Here is a 21073-nt window from a genome sequence, read left to right as displayed (position 1 = left end):
ATGTATTAATAATAAACTTCAGAATCAATATTATTTCATGGATTTTGATGCTGATTTTTTAAGGTTTATGAGATAATAGCTTGGTCTTGCTTCGTTTTAATCAGCATTCCCAGCAATGGCGTTCTGTTAAATAAGTTATTCAAGTCTTCTAAAGGATTTTTACTTTGTGAAAGTGCATTAAAAAAATCTATAAATTCACTAGTACCCGGTGGTTTACTGCCAGGATTATTTTGCAGCAATTCACGAATTTCCTTAAAAATAGTTATTGCTTTTTCTTCTATGAGCTGTTTGCTCTTAAATCTGGATTTACCAAATCGCTTATCTATAATTTTGATGAGTAGCTTATCATCAGGGAACTTAACATCAAAGTAAATACAGCGACGCAAGAAAGGGTCTGATAAAGGTCTTTCACGATTGCTGGTAATAAAAATAATCGGTTTATGTTCTGGAGTCGAAAATGACTCTCCAATCTCAGGAATTTCAAAACGTAATTCTTCTAGCTCCAGTAATAAATCATTCGCAAAATCGCTATCTGCTTTATCAATTTCATCAATCAATAAAATGGGACGATAATCATGTTTTTTTTCTGCACCTAACGCCTTGCCTAACGGGCCAAATTCCAGATAATTTCTCTGATTCCGCAATCGATCCTTTAAGCGTCCAGTTTCTACAAATCCTAAAAAGTCTTGCATTTTTTTAGGATCAGTTCCCATTAATTGGGCATCCCTTAATCTGGCAACTGCGTCATATCTATAAAGTCCATCACGAGCGCGGGTTGTAGATTTAATATTCCAGATATAATAATCCCATAATTTTTGTTCACCCTGGTCATTTTTCTGGTTTTGTAGATATTTTTGGGTAAATTCATAAGCAACTGCGCCAGCTAAACGGGTTTTACCACAACCAGGTTCTCCTTCTAATAGTAACGGTCTTTCGAGTGCGATCGCTAAATTCACAGCTTCTTTTAAATCTTCACTAGGTAGATAGGGATAGGGACAATAAATTTGCTTCCAAGAATCCTCAGTACCATCTTCAGTGTGATACTTCTCTTCTGCTGTATATTTATAATCAGGTTGTTTATTGTTGCTTATCATTTAAATCTGCTCCAATAGTCTTCAATACCTAAAATACCCTTATTTAAATTGAATACATACTTACAAAGTTCATCGATTAAACTATGAGGATTTGTTGGAGAAGCAACAACTATTTCGTACCCGATCTCTAAATTATAATTGCTTTTTTTTAAAGCCTTTTGATTGACATTTAACCAATTTTCCACTTCTAGTGCTTGAATTTCTCTCAACTTTAGCTCAATAGGATATTCTGTATTTTGATTATTGTTATTAATAAAGTTTATATCACTGTTATTACTGCTGACTAAAAATATAACGAACCATAATTTTATCTTTTGAAGAGTTGTTCTTGAGATATTACTAATTTCCGTAAATAATTCATTACGAAAATTAATTAAGGCATGAAAATGAGTATCAGCTAAGTCATCAAAATTATTAATAACAATAACTACAGAACTTGTTTTATGAAACTCTGTCAGTTTTTCAATTACCATTCTCCGGTCTAAATTATCTTTTACTCCTACACTATTAGCGAATGTTTGCCAGAAATAATTATCAAAATTTTGTCTCACAAGGAAGTCAATATTAGCCCTAATTATTTTTGCGTCCTCAGAATCTCCAATCAATTTTGTTAAACACCATAGAAACCAAGGCTGAATTGCTTTTTCTGCTTTAATAATAAAACATCCTCTTCTATTGCCATTATTTTCATTACAAACCTTTTCTAGAAACATTTCCTTTTGACTTTTACAGTCCAAAGAAGATATTAGTTGTGCTATATCTTCGTTAATTCGTCCGATGAATTTGTTTGTAGATTGAGCATTATCAGTGATTAATTTGTTTTTTTCTGCTAGTGCCTTGGATTTTTCTGGACTCTTCTTTGTCCATTGACTATGTAAATGTTGCAAATTTTCATCTATTTTATCCTTATCATGAGGTAATTTTAAGCTAAATATCCATCGGTTACTGCCTTGCTTATTATCTTTCCTTTTATCATCGATAATGTCAATTTCATGTATCCTTCGCAATAACTTATTAATGTGATTGTTTTGTGTTCCTAAACGCTTAAAATTTTCGTATATATTATTTTTTATATTTGCAGAATATTTATCTGTCAGCGCAAGTAAATTTTCAATAGTAGTGTCAAATTCCAATATATGTAAATTTAATTCTTGATCAAAAGAAGATTTTTCTGGTAAATAACATTTCTCACCATGCTTTGCAGCCAGCAATAACACGCGCAGAATTAACTCTGCTCTATCTCTGATCTGCTTTCCCCAAGTAAGTTTAAGTGTACTTCCGCTCAAAATTAGTAAGTTCAAATAAAAAAGTTTGGGTTTGGGGTAGTTAGTAACTAACCCAAAGCCTAATTTTACATTATATTGCAGGATTTTCAGCGATTTTGCAAAGTTTTTAAGTTTGGGGGATTGCCTTGGTTTATAACCCAAATTTTAAAGTTTAAGAGAACTGAGGCAAGAGTTTTTTTATATTGCCTAGTCAATCTTTTGTAAATAACGAGGAAGCATATTACAAATGTCTTCACTAACAAATCAAAAGCCGAATAAACCGGAACCCCAGAGAACAAGCCGTATGGTTGCGCTGATTATTGCTGGTGGAATGGGATTTGGGGGGTTGTGGATGATGTCCAGGGCTGAGTGCGGTGCAAAAATAGAGATTAATATGTTCCCACTACCCCATATCCGAATTGAAAAGCTGGCTTGCCCACCTCAGTAGTAGCACTAATCATTGAAGGCGATCGCTTAGGATGGGATAGCGATCACCTTTTTTCTGGCTGTGAATGTTGCAAATGTTTTTTTAACCGTAGTTTGGGTGTAAATTGGGTGTAACGATTTGCACAAACCTGGAAAGTATTAAAAAATCAAGCTAATATTCACCTTCCCAAGGTGAACGTCGTGGGTTCGAGTCCCATCGCCCGCTTTTGTTGTAGTATACATTAACTAATTATTTGTCACTGTTAACAAATTAATGTCCTCGTCAAGAACTTACCTTTATTCTATGCTGAACCTGAAAATTATTAGCCCAAACTTTGATTCAGCCTCTACAAGAATAAAAATTGGGAAGATGACATTCTTTTCAACCCACCTATAAACTTTGAAAAATTGCAAATAACGAGCTTTCAACCCGCTTCTAGTGTACATTAACATTACGATTCTCAATTAGTTGCTGAAACGCGACTAAAGTTTTTTGATGTTGTTCGTTGGCAACCCATGTAAAATCATCATGACCTGCACCATCTACCCACAATGACATCTTAGGATTAGGTGCGGCTGAGTATAGTGTATATCCATGTTGGACAGGGATAGTTTGGTCAGCTTGACCGTGCATCACTAAGACTGGACAGTTAACCTGCGGAAGTTTTTTCAGGTTGGAAAACTTATCAAACGGAAGTAAAGGAAAAGGTACAACAACTCGAAAAGCAGATGTAAATGTACTTTCCAAAATCAAACCAGCAACAGAATGACGAGTTGCTAAATCAACGGCTGATCCTCCGCCAACAGAACGTCCATAGACAATAATTTTCTTCCCTGGAACTTTTAGCTGCTGTGTGAGATAGATATATGCTGCTTCAGCGTCTTGGTAAGCATTTGATTCTCCAGGTTTACCATCGCTTGTACCAAAACCGCGATAGTCATAGGCAAAAACGCTAAATCCCCATTGATGTAAACGTTCTAACAATGGCTGAACATCACCAATATCTTCAGCATTACCGTGGATGTAGAGGATGGTATACTCTGCTCTAGGATTAGGTAGATACACAGCCGAAATCTTCTGTTTGTCAGTAACAGGTACTTTCAAAATACTGGTATTGTCTTGATAAGTAGCAGGCTGGGGCAGAAAAATCATGCTATCTGCTCTCAAAAAGACATAAAATGCGAAAAAGCCGTAAATAAACAATAATGAGCGAACTAGCCGTTTCCAACTGAGTTCGCCAATCAGCAGGTTTCTAAGTTGCGATCGCGGCATAAATTTATGAGAACTTTATAGAGTAATAATCAATTTTTCCCAAAACCCCTAGTCTAATTAACTATAAAGAGTGTTATTTAATTTACGTTCGTTTCTTGCCGAAAGTGGGTAACTTGAGTAAGTAACATACGGAAATTAATTCATGCTCATGTTACTGTTTAAGGTTGGTAATGAACGATATGCGATCGCTTCTTCAGAGGTTGTGGAAGTTATACCGCTGATTGCCCTCAATAATTTGCCACATACACCAGAATATCTAGCTGGTGTCTTTAACTATCGTGGTTTTATTGTACCAGTCGTTGATTTATGTCAATTGATGCTGGGTAAAAGCTGTGGCGATAATTTGAGTACGCGAATTATATTAGTTAACTATTGTCGAAATAATCATACTCAACATATTTTGGGTTTGATGGCAGAACAAGTGGTCGAAACATTGCACAAATCTCAAACTGAATTTATTGATGCTCATATTCAGATAGATGCAGTGCCATATTTGGGCAAAATGATTGTAGATGAACGCGGGATGATTTATTGTCTTGATATTAAATACTTGTTATCGGAAACAGAGCAAATAAATTTCTTATCGGAAAATTTTTTAAATAGAGTTTAGGGATTCGATGCTAGGGATTAAAATGTGTATGAAGATTTTGTTTAATTAGTTAGTATTAACTGATTTTTGAATAAAAAATACTAATCTCTAGCCTATAGTCTGAGTTGATGTAGTTTAAAAAAATTAATAATGGTGCAATCTGTCATTGAAGCTTTATTAAGAAGCAAAATTGGTTTAGATGTTAACTCAATTGGTTCTGGTGCGATCGCAAGTGCGATTTATCAAAGAATGGTAGATTGTGGCATATCAGAAATGTCTAACTATTTAGGATATTTACAAGATTCTCCCCAAGAATGGGAAGCACTAATTGAGAATGTGATTATTCCAGAAACTTGGTTTTTTCGTGAGCCGGAATCATTTGCGCTGCTCAAAAGCTATGTATTATCAGAATGGTTGCCCAAAAAACCGCAAGGTGTGTTGCGGGTTTTGAGTGTACCTTGCGCCACGGGTGAAGAACCATATTCGATTGCGATCGCATTATTAGAAGCTGGGTTAACATCAACTCAATTTCAAATTGATGCTGTTGATATTAGCAAACAATGTTTGTTAAAAGCCCAGACAGCAATTTATGATAAACACTCATTTCGTGGGCATAATTTTACTGCTCAAGAAACCTATTTTCAATTAATCAATTCTAAATATTATTTGCAACCATCAATCAAAAAATTAGTCAAGTTTATCAATAGCAATTTGGCTGATGCCAATTTTAGTGTTAATAAACAAAATTATGATATAGTTTTTTGTCGCAACTTATTAATTTATTTTGACAGTAAAACTAGAGAACAAACTATTCATCTTATCGGAAATTTACTTGCTAAAGAAGGTTTATTATTTGTTGCATCTGCCGAAGCTGCATTACTCATGAAGACTCAATTAGTCGCTGTCCGCCAATCTTCAGCTATTGCTTATCAGAAGTTGAGTAACAGCCAAAATTTTATAATCGATACATCAACTAATTTTCCTCAACTAACAACACAAAAATCATCTGAACTGACTATCAACAAAAAGGGAGAAATTTCGCTATCCCAAAAGATAGCTGTAAACAATTCCAACAGTAATTTATTAGATTTAGCTAAAACTGCGGCTAATCAAGGTCACTTAGAAGATGCAATTCAACTATGCAACGACTACCTTAATCAAAATCAAATTAATGCAGAAGCTTATGTTCTGCTGGGTGAGGTACAGCAAGCAATGGGACAAAATGAACAAGCTGGAGAATCTTTTCGTAAAGCCATTTATCTGCAACCTAATCACGAAGCAGCATTGACTCATTTAGCCTTACTCAAAGAACAGCAGGGAGATAAAACCAGTGCTGATTTACTTTGGCAACGCATCTACAGATTACAGCTTTGATATGTGAATAATCGAGACAAGGGTGACGAGGTGGACAAGGTAGACAAGGTAGACAAGGTAGAGATGTTTGTAATTAATTTAGGATTTTTTCACTTATTTACAACCCATAGCACAGTATGGCGTAAATAAATAGACCATAAGAAATTGCTAAAAGGCTTGTGATGTAGTTATTATTTCTTTTTACTTTTGCCTTCTTACAAAGTTAGGCGGGACGGAAACCGACACCGCCTACTTTGCACTTTTTACCTTTGCCTTGTTGTACTAGCCCCTAAACTCTAGCCTCTCTTATCCAGCGTCAATTATAAAATCTTCACACTTGTTTAAGTAAATTAATAACATTAGAGAAAATTTAAATAGCTGAATTGTTAGTTTGCTTTTTTGTTGGGGAATTTTAGTATTTGTGAGCTTTGATCAGATAAATCAAAAATAACAATGCTAGATAATTGGAAGCTTAAAGATAGAACTTTGTTGGGATTTGCTATCCCGACAATTTTAATATTTGTTTTTAGTGTGATAGTTTACGCAACTAGTAATCAGACCAGGATTATTTATAAACAAGTGGGAATGTCAAACGAAGCCATTATAGGGACAAATAATATGGCTTTGAGTATGGCAAACATGAATTTAGCAATTCGGCGATATTTATTTAATCCCAAAAAGTATCAAGATGCGCTAGAAAGATATGCTTTTTTTAATCAACGGTTTCAAGACGGATTGAATATTACTTCTAAGGTTACTGAAGATAAAATTCAGGAAGAAAGATTAAAAACAATGCAGAATATGTTCAATGAATTTGATATGTTGGTTAAAAATACGATCGCAACACCAAATTTTGAGAGCAATAAATTTCTAATTGAACAATATCTAGAGAAATCCGGTGATCTGAGCTATGAATTTCGTCAAATTCATGAACAGTTTGCTAGTCACCAAAAAGAAATTATGAACAAACGGATTGAAGGAACAAAAGTGATGCTCAATTTGATGAGTTTATTAGCGGTGTTAGTAACGCTGTTAACTATAGCGATCGCATTTTTTGTCACTTCCGTCATTTCTAGGTCTTTGGGTAGCCGAGTCTCTACGGTTGTAGATGTCGCCGATCAGATTTCTGCTGGTAATTTAACTTTATCTTTGCCTGAGAGCGAATTGAAGAGTAAAGACGAAATTGGTCAAATCATGGCATCTTTTCAGATGATGTTGCAAAAGTTGAGTACCTTGATTCATCAAGTCCAAAGTTCAGGTATTCAAGTCACAACTTCTGCTACCCTGGTAGGCGCTGCGGGTACACAATTAGAAACAACACTCACAGAACAAGTAGCATCAACAAACCAAGTCACAGCCACAGCCAAAGAAATCGCCGCTACCTCCAAAGAACTAGCACACACAATGGAACAAGTGGTCACAATGTCGCAAGCAACAACTACAGCAGCTAACATCAGTCAAACAGACTTGCAGCGCATGGAAACAAGTATGCGTCAGTTAGCGACAGCCACAAATACCATTGCCACAAGACTAGGAATTATTAGCGAAAAAGCTAACAACATTAATAATATTGTCTTAACAATTACCAAAGTAGCAGACCAAACCAACTTGCTCTCGTTAAACGCTGCCATTGAAGCGGAAAAAGCCGGAGAATATGGCTTAGGTTTTGCGGTAGTCGCCAGAGAAATTCGCCGATTAGCAGACCAAACAGCAGTTGCCACATTAGACATTGAACAGATGGTCAAACAAATGCAATCTTCGGTGTCAACAGGGGTGATGGAAATGGATAAATTTGCGGCGGAAGTCGGGCGGAGTGTGGCAGATGTTAGTCATATTAGTAGCCAGATTGGGCAAATTATTCAGCAGGTGCAAGACTTAAACCCACGTTTTGCGGCGGTGAATCAAGGAATGGAAACCCAATCATTAGGAGCGCAACAAATTAGTGATGCAATGGTGCAGTTAAGCAGTACCTCAATTCAAACTGCTGATTCGTTGCGGGAAATTAATCAGGCGCTTGCCCAACTTAATCAAGTCGCCCGTGGTTTACGTCAAGAAGTTTCTGTGTTTAAAGTTAACAACAATGCTGTAGCACCAACTTTATCGTAATTTCAAAATAATTATCCTCGAATTACGGATGCCAATTTCTCATAACAAAGGCTATTAATGGCTAATTAACCGAGGTTTAGCCGTTGTAGTGGAATTAAGTCCTTAAATTATGAATTTTTTGATTGATTAGTTATTAGTTTCTATTTCTAGAATAGCAAATAATCACAAAGGAAAATAATATGCCGCGAGGTATAAAAATAAATCATTTTATCATGGGTGGATGTACGATTATTGTTGTTTTAACAGGAATTGCCAGCTATATTTCTAACTCAAATACTAGTTCGCTGATAGAATCAAATAATTGGGTGAATCAGACTTATGCCATCAAAGCTCAGTTAAAAGAACTGGAAAAATTCTTACTTGATGCCGAAACAGGTCAAAGGGGATTTATTATTACTAGAGAAGAAAGATATCTAGAACCCTATAAATTAGCTCAAATCAAATTAAAAGATACTTTTAGTCAAATCAAAAGTAAGATTCTAGATAATTCCAGACAAATTAAAACACTTGGTGAAATTGAACAATTAAGCCAAGTCAAAATGGCTGAATTAGAAACAACTATTAATCTGAAACGAGTTGGACAGGAAAAAGAATTATTGGCTCTGATTTTATCCAATAAAGGTAAAAGTTTGATGGATGAAATCAGATTCAAAATGAATGAGATGTTAGCAGTGGAAGACCAAAGTTTAGTAGAAAGACAAAAGCAAGCTAATCAAATTCAAAGTGTTGCTGTCTTGGTGAATTGGGGAACTTTTTGCGGGATTGTGATTGTGACTATTGCTGTTTGTTTGGCAATTATTTTAATTCCTAGTCGAGAGTTGGCGCGGGCTTTGCAAACGGCTTTTCATTTAGCCGACAGAGTAGCGGCGGGAGATTTTACCAGTAATGTAGAAATCACTGCCAATGATGAGATTAATAAGTTAATGGCAGCACTCCAAAAAATGAAACAGAAATTGAGTACCTTGATTCGTCAAGTCCAAGGTTCAGGTATTCAAGTCACAACTTCCGCCACACAGATAGCCGCAGCCGGCAAACAATTGGAAACAACACTCACAGAACAAGTAGCATCAACAAACCAAGTCACAGCCACAGCCAAAGAAATCGCCGCCACCTCCAAAGAACTAGCACACACAATGGAACAAGTGGTCACAATGTCGCAAGCAACAACTACAGCAGCTAACATCAGTCAAACAGACTTGCAGCGCATGGAAACAAGTATGCGTCAGTTAGCGACAGCCACAAATACCATTGCCACAAGACTAGGAATTATTAGCGAAAAAGCTAACAACATTAATAATATTGTCTTAACAATTACCAAAGTAGCAGACCAAACCAACTTGCTCTCGTTAAACGCTGCCATTGAAGCGGAAAAAGCCGGAGAATATGGCTTAGGTTTTGCGGTAGTCGCCAGAGAAATTCGCCGATTAGCAGACCAAACAGCAGTTGCCACATTAGACATTGAACAGATGGTCAAACAAATGCAATCTTCGGTGTCAACAGGGGTGATGGAAATGGATAAATTTGCGGCGGAAGTTGGGCGGAGTGTGGCAGATGTTAGTCATATCAGTAGCCAGATTGGGCAAATTATTCAGCAGGTGCAAGACTTAAATCCCCATTTTGCGGCGGTGAATCAAGGAATGGAAACCCAATCATTAGGAGCGCAACAAATTAGTGATGCAATGGTGCAGTTAAGCAGTACCTCAATTCAAACTGCTGATTCGCTGCGGGAAATTAATCAGGCGATCGCCCAACTTAATCAAGTCGCCCGTGGTTTACGTCAAGAAGTTTCTGTGTTTAAAGTCAAAAGTGATGATTTTTCATCCTTCACTCCAGTTGATGTAGCAGCTTAATCAAGAGATATGACCATTGACTTATGACCACTCAAGTAGAAAGTTGTTGGAATTTAATTGGCATTGAGGGCGATCGCACTTGTGCGGAATTATCTACACATATTCATTGTCGCAATTGTCCGGTTTATTCGGCGGCTGGTCGCTGTTTACTAGAACGCCCAACACCAGAAAAATATCGTCATGAGTGGACAAAATTCATTGCGGAATCTCCCGCCCAGAAAAAACCGCATCTACCTACCTACGCTGTGCGAACCAGCGAAACTCTAACAGTCGTAATTTTTCGGTTGCATCAAGAATGGTTGGCACTGTCGGCACAGGTGTTTAAAGAAACCACGCCTCCGAGTGTGATTCATACCCTACCTCATCGCCAAAACCAAGTCTTACGAGGATTAATTAACATCCGGGGTGAATTGCTTTTATGTGTTTCTTTAAGCCATTTGTTAAATATTGAACCTAGTGAACCACCGCCATCAAGTCTGAGTCCTGTATCTCATTCCCGAATGGCAGTCATCGAAAAAGCTGGTAATGCTTGGGTGTTTCCAGTAGATGAAATATATGGTGTTCACAGATTTCATCGGCGGGAATTGCGTGATGTTTTACGCAATGTCACTCAAACGACCCAAACTTATACTAAAGGTTTATTTTCCTGGCAACCTCTGAATCTGCCAACAGTGCGTACTGTCAGTTATTTGGATGATGAATTGTTATTTACCAATTTGGCGAAGAAGGCACAGTAATGAGCGAAAATGCTGACCTCAGCCAGTTATCGTTATTTGATTTGTTCAAAATGGAAGTCACAACTCAGGTTGTGGTGCTGAACAATTGTTTACTGGCGCTGGAAACCAATCCTGACCCCAAATCAGAATTAGCGGCTTTAATGCGGGCTGCCCATTGTATTAAAGGTGCTGCAAGAATTGTTCAACTTGAACCAGCCGTTACCTTAGCTCATGTGATGGAAGATTGTTTTAGTGCGGCACAAGTTGGCAAGGTGAATTTAACGGCAGATGATATTGATGTATTGTTGCAAGGGGTGGATATGTTGCAAAACATCGCCACCAATACCGAACTACAACAAGGAAATCAGCCCCAGATTCAAGCTTTAGTCAAGGCGATCGCCAATATTTCCACAACTGTGAATATCCCAGCCCAAGATATTATACAGCCCCCGCCCCCACTCGAAGTCCGTCAACCAGAAGCCTTAGTCAGTTCCCAAAACCAAACCGTGCGGGTGAGTACAGATAATCTCAGTCGCTTGATGGGATTAGCCGGGGAAACCATTGTTAGCAGCAAATGGTTAGAATCATTTACCGAATCATTTGTCCAAGTCAGAAGCAATCAAATCGAGTTATCGAAATTAATAGTTAAATTACAAGAATTATTTAGCGATCGCACCCTAGATAAACACATTCAAGAACATTTAAGTACAGTACATCAAAAAACCAGCGAATGTACCCGTTTAATTAGCGATCGACACACAGAGTTAGAATCCTTTGCCCAGCGTTCCGAAAACCTCGCCCATCGTTGGTATCGAGAACTAATTACTACCCGGATGTGTCCCTTTGCCGAGGGCTGGCATGGGTTTCCGCGTATGGTACGTGACCTAGCCAGACAGTTGGGTAAGCGCGTGAACCTCGAAATCAAGGGACAGCATACCTTGGTAGATCGGGATATTTTGGAACGATTAGAAGCTTGCTTAACACAAATTCTCCGCAATGCTGTTGATCACGGCATAGAATCTCCCCCAGAACGGGTAGTCCAAGGTAAACCAGAAGCAGGCACAATTACCATCGAAGTTGTCCATCGGGCGGGGATGTTATTTATCACCATCGCCGATGATGGCCGGGGAATTGATCTGGAGTTTTTGCGTCAAGAAGTTGTCAAAAAACAACTGGTAAACGCAGATATGGCTATGCAATTAACTGAAGCAGAGTTAATGGAGTTTTTGCTATTACCAGGATTTTCCACCACACAAACTATTACCGAAATTTCTGGACGGGGTGTGGGTTTAGATATTGTTCATAATACCGTGCGGGAAGTTGGCGGCACAGTCAGGGCAGTTTCTCAACCAGGAACAGGGATGAGTTTCTATTTGCAGTTACCCCTGACTTTATCTATTGTGCGTACCTTATTAGTGGAGATTGCAGAGGAACCTTACGCCTTTGGGTTAACCCGAATTGACCAAGTTTTGATGTTATCACCATCAGAAATTGCGCTGTCAGAAAATCGCCCGTTTTTTTGGCTGAATCATCAACCAGTAGAATTGATTTCCGCGCGGCAAGTTTTTGAGTTACCATTAACTGCGGCAAATCCAGAGTCATTAGCTGTGGTGGTGATTAGCGATCGCCTCCATCATTATGGATTAGTTGTTGACCGCTTTATTGGTGAATACACTTTAGTTGTCCGACCTTTAGATTCCAGACTGGGGAAAATTCCCAACATTAGCGCCGCCGCCCTCATGGATAATGGGAATCCAGTATTGATTATCGATGTTGAAGATTTAGTTCGTTCTATGACCAAGGTGGTTGCTAGTGGTCAACTGAGTCAGGTGAATCAATCAACACAGCAGACATTGAGCAAAACTCACAAGCGTATATTAGTTGTAGATGATTCAATTACTGTCCGGGAAATGGAACGCAAGCTTTTAGAAAATCACAATTACCAAGTTGATGTCGCTGTCAATGGGATGGATGGTTGGAACGCCCTGCGCGATGGTAATTATGATTTAGTGATTACAGATATTGATATGCCCAGGATGAATGGTTTTGAACTCACCAGTCAAATCAAAACTCATCCCCAACTAAAAAACATCCCCGTGATTATTGTTTCTTACAAAGACCGCCAAGAAGACCGTATTCAAGGCTTAGAAGCAGGTGCAGACTATTATCTCACCAAAAGTAGCTTTCATGATGACACTTTATTACAAGCCGTAATTGACCTGATTGGTCAGGGTTAAGACTATATAAACGGCATTCACCAACAAGATATGAAAATTTCTTACCCTACTCCCCATTCCCCACTCCCCACTCCCCACCCCTCATTCCCCACTCCTCATTCCCCACGTTCCACTCCCCACTCCCCACTCCCCACTTTATGAGAATTGCCATTGTCAACGATATGCGGATGATGGTGGAAGCACTGCGGCGAATCTTAGCTACAATCCCAGATTATGATTTGGCTTGGGTGGCTTACGATGGTGCAGAAGCGGTGAGAAAATGTGCAGTTGATACACCTGACTTAATTTTGATGGATATTTTGATGCCTTGTATGGATGGAGTGGAAGCCACAAGGCGAATTATGAGTCAGTCGCCCTGTGCAATTATTATTGTCACCGCTAGTATTAATCGCTATGCGGCTAAAGTCTTGGAAGCAATGCACTATGGTGCTTTAGATGCTATCAATACACCTGCTGAGGGTAGCACAGGGCTGTTAAACAAAATTCGTACCATCGCTAAATTACTTGGTAAATCTCCCCAGGTGCGAACAGTCAAAAAACTGCCATCTTTGCCGAAATTATTACCACCATTAATTGTCATTGGTGCTTCCACTGGCGGCCCCCAAGCATTGGTGAAGATTCTGTCCCAATTTCCCCAGAATTTTGCAGCTGCTATTGTGATTGTGCAGCATTTAGATGCTCAATTTGCTTCAGGTTTTGCAGCTTGGTTAAATGAACAAGTTCTCTTACCTGTGGAAATAGCAACTACAGGTTCTAGACCACAACCAGGAAAAATTTTTTTGGCTGGGACAAATAATCATTTGGTGATGACGAGTAACTTGAGTTTTGATTATGCGGAACAACCAGCCAATTGCCTTTATCGTCCATCCATTGATGTTTTATTTCAAAGTGTGGCAAAACATTGGCTAAGTTCAGGAATTGGGGTATTACTGACTGGAATGGGACGAGATGGCGCTCAAGGTTTGAAGGTTTTACGCGATGCAGGTTGGCATACCATCGCCCAAAATCAAGAAACTTGTATTGTTTATGGAATGCCAAAAGCGGCTGTGGAATTAAAAGCGGCTGTGGAAGTTTTACCAGTTGATGCGATCGCTTCTGCTTGTGCCAAGATATTACGGATATCGGCTATCTAAATCTCAATTAAATCAATTTAACCATAGTAAATCTACTAGATTTTTTCTGAAAAAATACTGAATATTTCTGATTTTTAATTTGTTGTTAAATGGATTAATTTGAAACTACTTATATCTAAAGTCATATTTACTTTCATTTATATTAAGTTATAATAAATTCACAAATATTATAGATTTAAATACTTTTTTTAAACTAATATAGCCTTTTTTCACCTAGTGAGCTACAGCCAGAATAATTAACCGCAGATAAACGCAGATGAATTTGTTAGTTATTAGATTCACAAACACTATAATTCCTCACCCCTAACTCAATATCCACATCCTTAAAGCCAGGAAAATCCAATGCTATTACCTAATTTAAATATGCAGTTAGCATCACCAAATTTGCTTGATGAATTAAAATTGCAAACCGAAGATGTCAAGATTTTGTTAATTGATGATCAGGCAATCTTTGGTGAAGCAATTAATCGCATGATTGCGAAGGAGCCTGATATCACTTGTAATTATGTTAGTGAGCCATCACAGGCTTTGCAAAGTGCGATCGCTATTGAGCCAACAGTCATTTTGTTAGATTTAATTATGCCAGATATGGATGGCTTAATGCTGTTGCGTTGGTTTCGTTCTCATCCATCAACGCGGGAAGTTCCCATCATTATGTTATCCAGTAAAGAAGAACCAATACTCAAAGCTGAAGCCTTTGCTGCGGGAGCTAACGACTACCTAATTAAGTTACCAGATGCTATAGAATTAATTGCCCGCGTTCGTTATCATTCCAAAGCTTACAATAATTTTAAGGCGCTCTCTACTGCCACAGCAACAGCGAAACTGCAAGCACAAGAACTCGAAAATACACTCCATAAATTGCAAACAACTCAAGTGCAACTCATTCAAACAGAAAAAATGTCTAGCTTAGGCAGAATGGTTGCGGGTTTAGCTCATGAAATTAATAATCCCGTGAGTTTTATTCATGGTAATTTTAATTATCTCAACGAACATATTCATACTATTTTAAGAATAGTTGACATCTATCAAAAAGAATATCCCGAAGCTGAACAGTTGATTCAAGCTAAAATTGGTGATATGGACTTAGATTTTATCGTAGATGACTTTCAAAAAATTATCTCTTCTATGAGAGTTGGAACTGACAGAATTAAAGATATTATACTTTCTTTAAGAAACTTTGCTCGCCTTGATCAAGCTGATAGAAAAGCTGTCAATATTCATGAAGGTATTGAAAGTACATTATCTTTATTAAATCATCGTCTTAAACAAGAAATAAATATAGTTAAAGAATACTCAAAATTACCACTAGTTGAATGTTACGCAGCCCAATTAAATCAAGCTTTTAGTAATATTATTAATAATGCGATTGATGCTTTGTTAGAAAGTAAAAAATCTGAAAATCAAAAGCAAATCATTATTAAAACAGAAGCGACAGAAACAGAAACTATCAAAGTTAGAATTATCGATAATGGTTCTGGAATTGATCCAGAAATTCAAAGTAAAATATTCGACCCTTTCTTTACCACTAAACCTGTAAACAAAGGTACTGGTTTAGGTTTAGCGATTAGCTATCAAATTATCGAAAGTCATCATGGCACTATTTCTGTCAAATCTGAACCAGATAAGGGAGCAGAATTTATCATTGAAATTCCAGTCAGAGTTAACAATAATAGGTGACAGAAAAGTAGGTTGGGTGTAGCGATAGCGAAACCCAACAAAGTCTTGATAATGTTAAATCCCATTTCTCCACCAAACCTACATCAGACTTAATTTTTAACTAAAACAATATTTATGAAAAACAAGGGCGAACAACCGCTCGCCCCTGCTTATATTATTTATGTAGTGTATAAGACTAACCAAAAATACCAGCAAAGAAATCAATAGTTTCCTTCAATGCTTTGATGAATACGTCAATTTCTGCGCGGGTATTGTAGAAAGAAAAACTTACCCGTGCGGTTGCTGGTAAACCTAAATAGCGGTGTAATGGTTGGGTGCAGTGATGTCCAGAACGGATAGCAACGCCTTCTTGATCTAATAATGTAGATAAGTCGTTGGCGTGGATATCTGCAACTGTGAATGCAGCTAAAGCGGCTCTAACCTCACCATTAGCATCAGGTTTGGGGCCGTAAATGCGAATTTGGGGAATTTTCGCTAATTGTTGGAATAAATAAGCAGTTAACTCCGCTTCATAGGCATGAATTTTATCCATACCAATACTTGATAGATAGTCTATCGCAGCACCAAGTGCGATCGCTTCTCCAATTGCAGGTGTTCCGGCTTCAAATTTATGGGGTAATTCGGCATAAGTAGAATGATCTAAATATACCTCGGCAATCATTTCACCACCGCCAAAAAATGGTGGCATTGCTTCTAACAATTGCAGCTTGCCATATAAAAAGCCTATGCCGGTTGGCGCACACATTTTATGTCCCGAAGCCACCAACCAATCACAGCCTATTTCCTGCACATCCACAGGCATGTGAGGTACACTTTGACAAGCATCAATTAAGAATTTCGCACCGTATCTGTGAGTAATATCAGCAATTTCTTTCACTGGGTTAATACAACCCAAAGTGTTAGAAACATGAACAATTGAAACCAGTTTTGTTTTCTCAGAAATCAGTTGTTTAAACTGTTCTAAATCAAAAGTTTGTTCTGGTGTTAGTTCCACAAATTTCAGAACTGCACCCGTTTTTTGTGCCACAAATTGCCAAGGTACAATATTGCTGTGGTGTTCCATCACCGACAGAATAATTTCATCGCCTGGCTGCAAATTGTTCATTCCCCAGCTATAAGCAACTAAATTAATCGCTTCGCTAGCGTTGCGGGTGTAGACGATTTCTTGACGCGATGCAGCATTAATAAATTTGGCAATTTTATCGCGTGCTGCTTCATACGCATCAGTGGCTTTAGCACTCAAGGTATGAGCGCCACGATGCACATTAGCATTGTACTGCTCGTAATAATTCCGTAGGGCATTTAATACCAGCAAGGGTTTTTGCGATGTCGCCGCATTATCGAGATAAACCAAGGGTTTACCATTGACTTCCTGATGTAATATCGGGAAGTCAGCACGGACTTTATCGGCGAGGGTTTTGGTAGCTGTAAAAGTCATTGGTAATTAGTCAATAGTCATTAGTTATTAGTCATTAGTCATTAGTCAAAGACTTAAAACTAGTGACGGTGTTTAGCAATATGTCTCTGAGAGAAGCCAGGGGAACTTTGTTGATGATTTCGGCGGCGAAGGCGTTAATTAATAAATTACGCGCTGCACTTTCATCAATTCCTCGGCTTTGTAAGTAGAAGATTTCATCATCTTCTAACTGACTCACAGTTGCACCGTGAGCGCATTTGACGTTATCGGCGGTAATTTCTAATTGGGGTTTGGTATCTACTCGCGCTTTGGAGGATAGCAGTAAATTGCGATTTAATTGGGCTGCGTCAGTTAACTGGGCGGGTTTAGGTACAAATACTTTACCATTGAATATCGCATGAGCGCGATCGCCAACAATACATTTGTGCAATTGTTCACTTTTACCATAAGGATAATTGAGAGCGATCGCACTATGGGTATCCGCCACCTGTTTCCCAGATATCATCGCCAAACCGTTGAGCGTAGTTTCAGTTTGCTCACCAGTTTGCAAAATCTCTAAATTGTGCCGCGATAACTTTGCACCCAAACTAAAAGCATTACAGGTATAGCGACTATAACGAGCTTGGTTCACAGCAGTCTTCCCGATGTGAAACGCCTCAGCACCTTCTAGCTCAACCCTTGTATGGCTCACCTCAGCATTCTCACCAATCCAAACCTCCGTCACCGCATTAGTAAAATAACTCTTATCCTCCGCGCCCTCTGCGCCTCGGCGGTTCGTAAACTCTTCCACCAAAGTCACCTGCGAACCAGTTTCCGCCACCACCAAACAACGCGGCTGAGAAATAGTCGCCGTCTCCCCAGCAACCGAAATAAACAGCAGATGAATAGGTGTGTCAACCACGACATTTTTACCCACCCATACAACTGCTGCATCCGTTAAACCAGCAGTATTGAGAGCCGTGAATACTTCCAAAGCGCCCTCAGCTTGAGCGAGATATTTGCGGATGCGATCGCCTGCAACTGTTAAACCAGTTAAATTACCAACTAAAATACCATCAGGTAAATTAACAGCAGATAACTCCGGCGCATAAACACCATTAACAAACACCAACCGATTATCAGTCAGCGATGTTACATTTAACTTCTCTACATTATTAACTGGCTGCGCCTTCTGGAATTCCACACCCCGCAAATCAGACAAATCAGTAAACCGCCATTCTTCCTCGCGGGTAGTGGGGATAGTAGAGTGACGTACCCAATTTGCAGCTTGTTGGCGTAATTCCTCTAACCCATCAGCTTGAGATACAGTGACTTGATTTAACAACTGAGTCAAATAAGCATCTCTATCCAACAGAGAAGACACCAAACTGACTGCATCTGAGTTAGGAATAGCACTAGGAGAAACTTGAATAGACATTACACACCCACCTCAACCGCACTTTCCTCCAAAATCCAGTCATAACCGCGCGACTCTAACTCTAACGCCAGTTCCTTACCGCCACTGGTGAGAATTTTGCCGCGTGCCATTACATGAACGAAATCCGGCACAATATAGTTCAGCAGACGTTGGTAGTGGGTAATCATAATCGTCGCATTCTCTGAATTAGTCAGCTGATTCACCCCATGAGCGACAATTTTCAGCGCATCAATATCTAAACCAGAGTCTGTCTCATCCAGAATTGCCAACTTTGGCTCTAACAAAGCCATTTGCAGAATTTCATTCCGCTTTTTCTCACCACCAGAAAAACCTTCATTCACACTGCGGTTGAGGAAAGCCGCATTCATTTTCACAACTTCCAGCTTTTCCTCAATCAAATCATCAAAATCAAATGCGTCTACCTCTTCCAACCCTTGCGCCTTCCGCCGAGAATTGTAAGCCACCCGCAAGAAATCCAAATTACTCACACCAGGAATTTCTAGCGGATATTGAAACGCCAAAAACACCCCAGCCCTAGCGCGTTCTTCCGGTTCCATTTCCAATAGGTTCTGCCCTTGGAAAATCACCTCACCGCCAGTCACCGTATACGCCGGATGTCCCGACAACACCTTAGAAAAGGTACTCTTACCAGAACCATTCGGCCCCATGATGGCATGAATTTCACCAGCCCGAACTTCCAAATTTACACCCTTCAGAATCGGCGTACCACCAACCTCAGCCGTCAAATCTCTCACCGACAGCACAACTGCACTATTTTCAATAATCATCTTTTCTCTCTCTTCTCTTTCTTTCTTCGCGCTCTTCGCGCCCTTTGCGGTTCGTTTAAAGAAAATCTCTACCCAACACTACCTTCCAACTTCAAACTCAACAACTTATCAGCCTCCACCGCAAACTCCATAGGTAGCTGATTAAACACATCCTTACAGAAGCCGCTAATCATCATCGAAATCGCATCTTCCGCAGAAATGCCACGTTGAGCAAAGAAAAATAGCTGATCTTCGCCGATTTTAGAAGTTGAAGCTTCATGCTCAACTTTTGCTGTATTATTTTGTACTTGAATATAAGGGAAAGTATTGGCGTGGGCATTATCTCCAATTAGCATCGAGTCGCACTGAGAATAATTTCTTGCGCCTTCAGCCTTGGGATTTACCTTCACCAAACCGCGATAACTGTTACTAGATTTACCTGCGGAGATTCCTTTAGAAATAATCGTACTGCGAGTATTCTTACCGACATGAATCATCTTCGTCCCGGTGTCGGCTTGCTGCATATTGTTGGTTAACGCCACCGAGTAAAATTCACCCACAGAATTATCGCCAACTAACACACAGCTTGGATACTTCCAAGTAATTGCAGAACCAGTTTCTACCTGAGTCCAGGAAATCTTAGAATTTACACCTTGACACAAGCCGCGCTTGGTAACAAAGTTATAAATCCCGCCTTTACCGTTAACATCACCGGCGTACCAGTTCTGCACGGTAGAATATTTAATTTCCGCGTTATCCAAAGCCACAAGTTCGACAACTGCGGCGTGGAGTTGGTTGCTATCGTACATTGGCGCGGTGCAACCTTCCAGGTAAGAAACATAGCTACCTTCTTCAGCCACAATCAAAGTCCGTTCAAATTGTCCCGTATCGCCAGAGTTGATGCGGAAGTAGGTAGACAATTCCATTGGACATTTCACGCCTTTGGGAATGTAGACAAAGGAACCATCACTGAAAACAGCAGCGTTTAAAGCTGCAAAATAATTGTCAGCAATGGGGACAACACTACCCAAATATTTTTTGATTAACTCTGGATGTTCCCGCAGTGCTTCAGAAATGGAACAGAAGATAACGCCATCTTTAGCTAATTTTTCTTTGAAGGTTGTAGCTACAGAAACGCTATCAAAAATCGCATCTACGGCGACATTGGCCAGTCGCTTTTGTTCAGAAAGGGGAATACCCAGTTTCTCGAAGGTTTCCAGGAGTGTCGGATCTACTTCGTCCAAGCTGTTGAGTTTTTCTTTCTTTTGCTTGGGCGCAGAATAGTAAATGATATCCTGATAATTAATTGGCGGATATTTAACGCTAGGCCAGGTTGGTTCTGTCATTTTTAGCCACTGGCGATAGGCTCTCAGACGGAACTCCAGCATGAATTCCGGCTCGTTCTTCTTCGCGGAAATCAAGCGGATAACGTCTTCATTGAGTCCACGCGGGATGGTATCGGCTTCAATTTCGGTGACAAAGCCGTACTTGTAGGGTTGGTTAACTAGGGATTTGACAGTGGCACTCATCTGTAATAATCTCTCGTGTTCCGAAATGGGATCTCTTGAAGGATGGAAGACGGGCTGGTTTCTCGCCGATGCCGGTCTCGCTTTACCGAGTTGGTTACACGGCTGTTACAATAAGGATGAAGATTAAAACAACATCCATGTTGTTTAACGTATCTTCATTTTACGCTAGATTAACAACAATGATGTTGTTAAAGTCAAATTTTCTTAAAAAAATTTAGGAC

General features: G+C 39.2%; 16 protein-coding genes and 1 tRNA gene. 10 read left to right on the top strand and 7 right to left on the bottom strand.

Features of this window, described 5'->3' with window-relative positions; genetic code table 11:
• Positions 1-65 precede the first annotated feature (65 nt).
• Both H6G74_RS19520 and H6G74_RS19515 read right to left on the bottom strand, forming a co-directional pair.
• Positions 66-1094: an AAA family ATPase gene (locus H6G74_RS19520; protein WP_190969248.1), complete on the bottom strand. Its 1029-nt coding sequence runs from the start codon at positions 1092-1094 to the stop codon at positions 66-68.
• Positions 1091-2521: a hypothetical protein gene (locus H6G74_RS19515; protein WP_190969247.1), complete on the bottom strand. Its 1431-nt coding sequence runs from the start codon at positions 2519-2521 to the stop codon at positions 1091-1093. The genes H6G74_RS19520 and H6G74_RS19515 overlap by 4 nt, the downstream gene beginning before the upstream one ends.
• An 85-nt stretch (positions 2522-2606) precedes the next feature.
• Between H6G74_RS19515 and H6G74_RS19510 the strand changes: the two genes are divergently transcribed.
• Entirely contained in the window at positions 2607-2807 is a 201-nt protein-coding gene (locus H6G74_RS19510; protein ID WP_190969246.1) for a hypothetical protein, read from the top strand.
• 94 nt (positions 2808-2901) lie between these two features.
• A tRNA-OTHER gene (locus H6G74_RS19505) sits at positions 2902-3011 on the top strand.
• Positions 3012-3221: 210 nt separating this feature from the next.
• On the opposite strand, the gene H6G74_RS19500 is transcribed toward H6G74_RS19505, so the two are convergent.
• Positions 3222-4058, bottom strand: coding sequence for an alpha/beta hydrolase (locus tag H6G74_RS19500; protein WP_190969245.1), 837 nt, complete (start codon positions 4056-4058; stop codon positions 3222-3224).
• Positions 4059-4200: 142 nt separating this feature from the next.
• Between H6G74_RS19500 and H6G74_RS19495 the strand changes: the two genes are divergently transcribed.
• The 8 genes from H6G74_RS19495 (at position 4201) to H6G74_RS19460 (ending at position 15722) form a co-directional block, all read left to right on the top strand.
• Complete coding sequence (locus H6G74_RS19495; protein ID WP_190969244.1) at positions 4201-4668, top strand: chemotaxis protein CheW; 468 nt, start codon at positions 4201-4203, stop codon at positions 4666-4668.
• A gap of 129 nt (positions 4669-4797) precedes the next feature.
• Entirely contained in the window at positions 4798-6021 is a 1224-nt protein-coding gene (locus tag H6G74_RS19490) for a CheR family methyltransferase (protein WP_190969243.1), read from the top strand.
• Positions 6022-6453: 432 nt separating this feature from the next.
• Positions 6454-8106, top strand: a complete 1653-nt coding sequence (locus tag H6G74_RS19485; RefSeq protein ID WP_190969242.1) for a methyl-accepting chemotaxis protein — start codon at positions 6454-6456, stop codon at positions 8104-8106.
• Between the two features lie 179 nt (positions 8107-8285).
• On the top strand, positions 8286-9956 hold the full coding sequence (locus H6G74_RS19480; protein ID WP_190969241.1) for a methyl-accepting chemotaxis protein: 1671 nt from the start codon (positions 8286-8288) through the stop codon (positions 9954-9956).
• A 23-nt stretch (positions 9957-9979) separates the two neighbouring features.
• A complete protein-coding gene (locus H6G74_RS19475) occupies positions 9980-10693 on the top strand; it encodes a chemotaxis protein CheW (protein ID WP_190969240.1) in 714 nt (237 codons plus the stop codon).
• The gene (locus H6G74_RS19470; RefSeq protein WP_190969239.1) at positions 10693-12909 is read left to right on the top strand and encodes a hybrid sensor histidine kinase/response regulator; all 2217 of its coding nucleotides are present in this window, start codon (positions 10693-10695) and stop codon (positions 12907-12909) included. The genes H6G74_RS19475 and H6G74_RS19470 overlap by 1 nt, the downstream gene beginning before the upstream one ends.
• 137 nt (positions 12910-13046) lie before the next feature.
• Positions 13047-14042, top strand: coding sequence for a chemotaxis response regulator protein-glutamate methylesterase (cheB, locus tag H6G74_RS19465; protein WP_190969238.1), 996 nt, complete (start codon positions 13047-13049; stop codon positions 14040-14042).
• Between the two features lie 342 nt (positions 14043-14384).
• Positions 14385-15722, top strand: a complete 1338-nt coding sequence (locus H6G74_RS19460) for an ATP-binding protein (protein ID WP_190969237.1) — start codon at positions 14385-14387, stop codon at positions 15720-15722.
• A gap of 175 nt (positions 15723-15897) precedes the next feature.
• Here H6G74_RS19460 and H6G74_RS19455 read toward each other — a convergent pair whose 3' ends face one another.
• The 4 genes from H6G74_RS19455 to sufB all read right to left on the bottom strand — a co-directional run bounded on the left by H6G74_RS19455 (position 15898) and on the right by sufB (position 20852).
• On the bottom strand, positions 15898-17160 hold the full coding sequence (locus tag H6G74_RS19455) for a cysteine desulfurase (RefSeq protein ID WP_190969236.1): 1263 nt from the start codon (positions 17158-17160) through the stop codon (positions 15898-15900).
• A gap of 34 nt (positions 17161-17194) precedes the next feature.
• Entirely contained in the window at positions 17195-18556 is a 1362-nt protein-coding gene (gene sufD / locus H6G74_RS19450; RefSeq protein ID WP_190969235.1) for a Fe-S cluster assembly protein SufD, read from the bottom strand.
• Positions 18556-19344 (bottom strand): Fe-S cluster assembly ATPase SufC, encoded by a 789-nt coding sequence (sufC, locus tag H6G74_RS19445; RefSeq protein WP_190969234.1) that lies wholly within the window; start codon positions 19342-19344, stop codon positions 18556-18558. The genes sufD and sufC overlap by 1 nt, the downstream gene beginning before the upstream one ends.
• A gap of 68 nt (positions 19345-19412) precedes the next feature.
• On the bottom strand, positions 19413-20852 hold the full coding sequence (sufB, locus tag H6G74_RS19440; RefSeq protein ID WP_190594866.1) for a Fe-S cluster assembly protein SufB: 1440 nt from the start codon (positions 20850-20852) through the stop codon (positions 19413-19415).
• Positions 20853-21073 lie beyond the last annotated feature (221 nt).

The organism is Nostoc spongiaeforme FACHB-130, from assembly GCF_014698475.1.
GTDB lineage: Bacteria > Cyanobacteriota > Cyanobacteriia > Cyanobacteriales > Nostocaceae > Nostoc_B > Nostoc_B spongiaeforme.
Note: the sequence above shows the minus strand (reverse complement) of the source record. Positions and strands in the feature narration are given on the sequence as shown.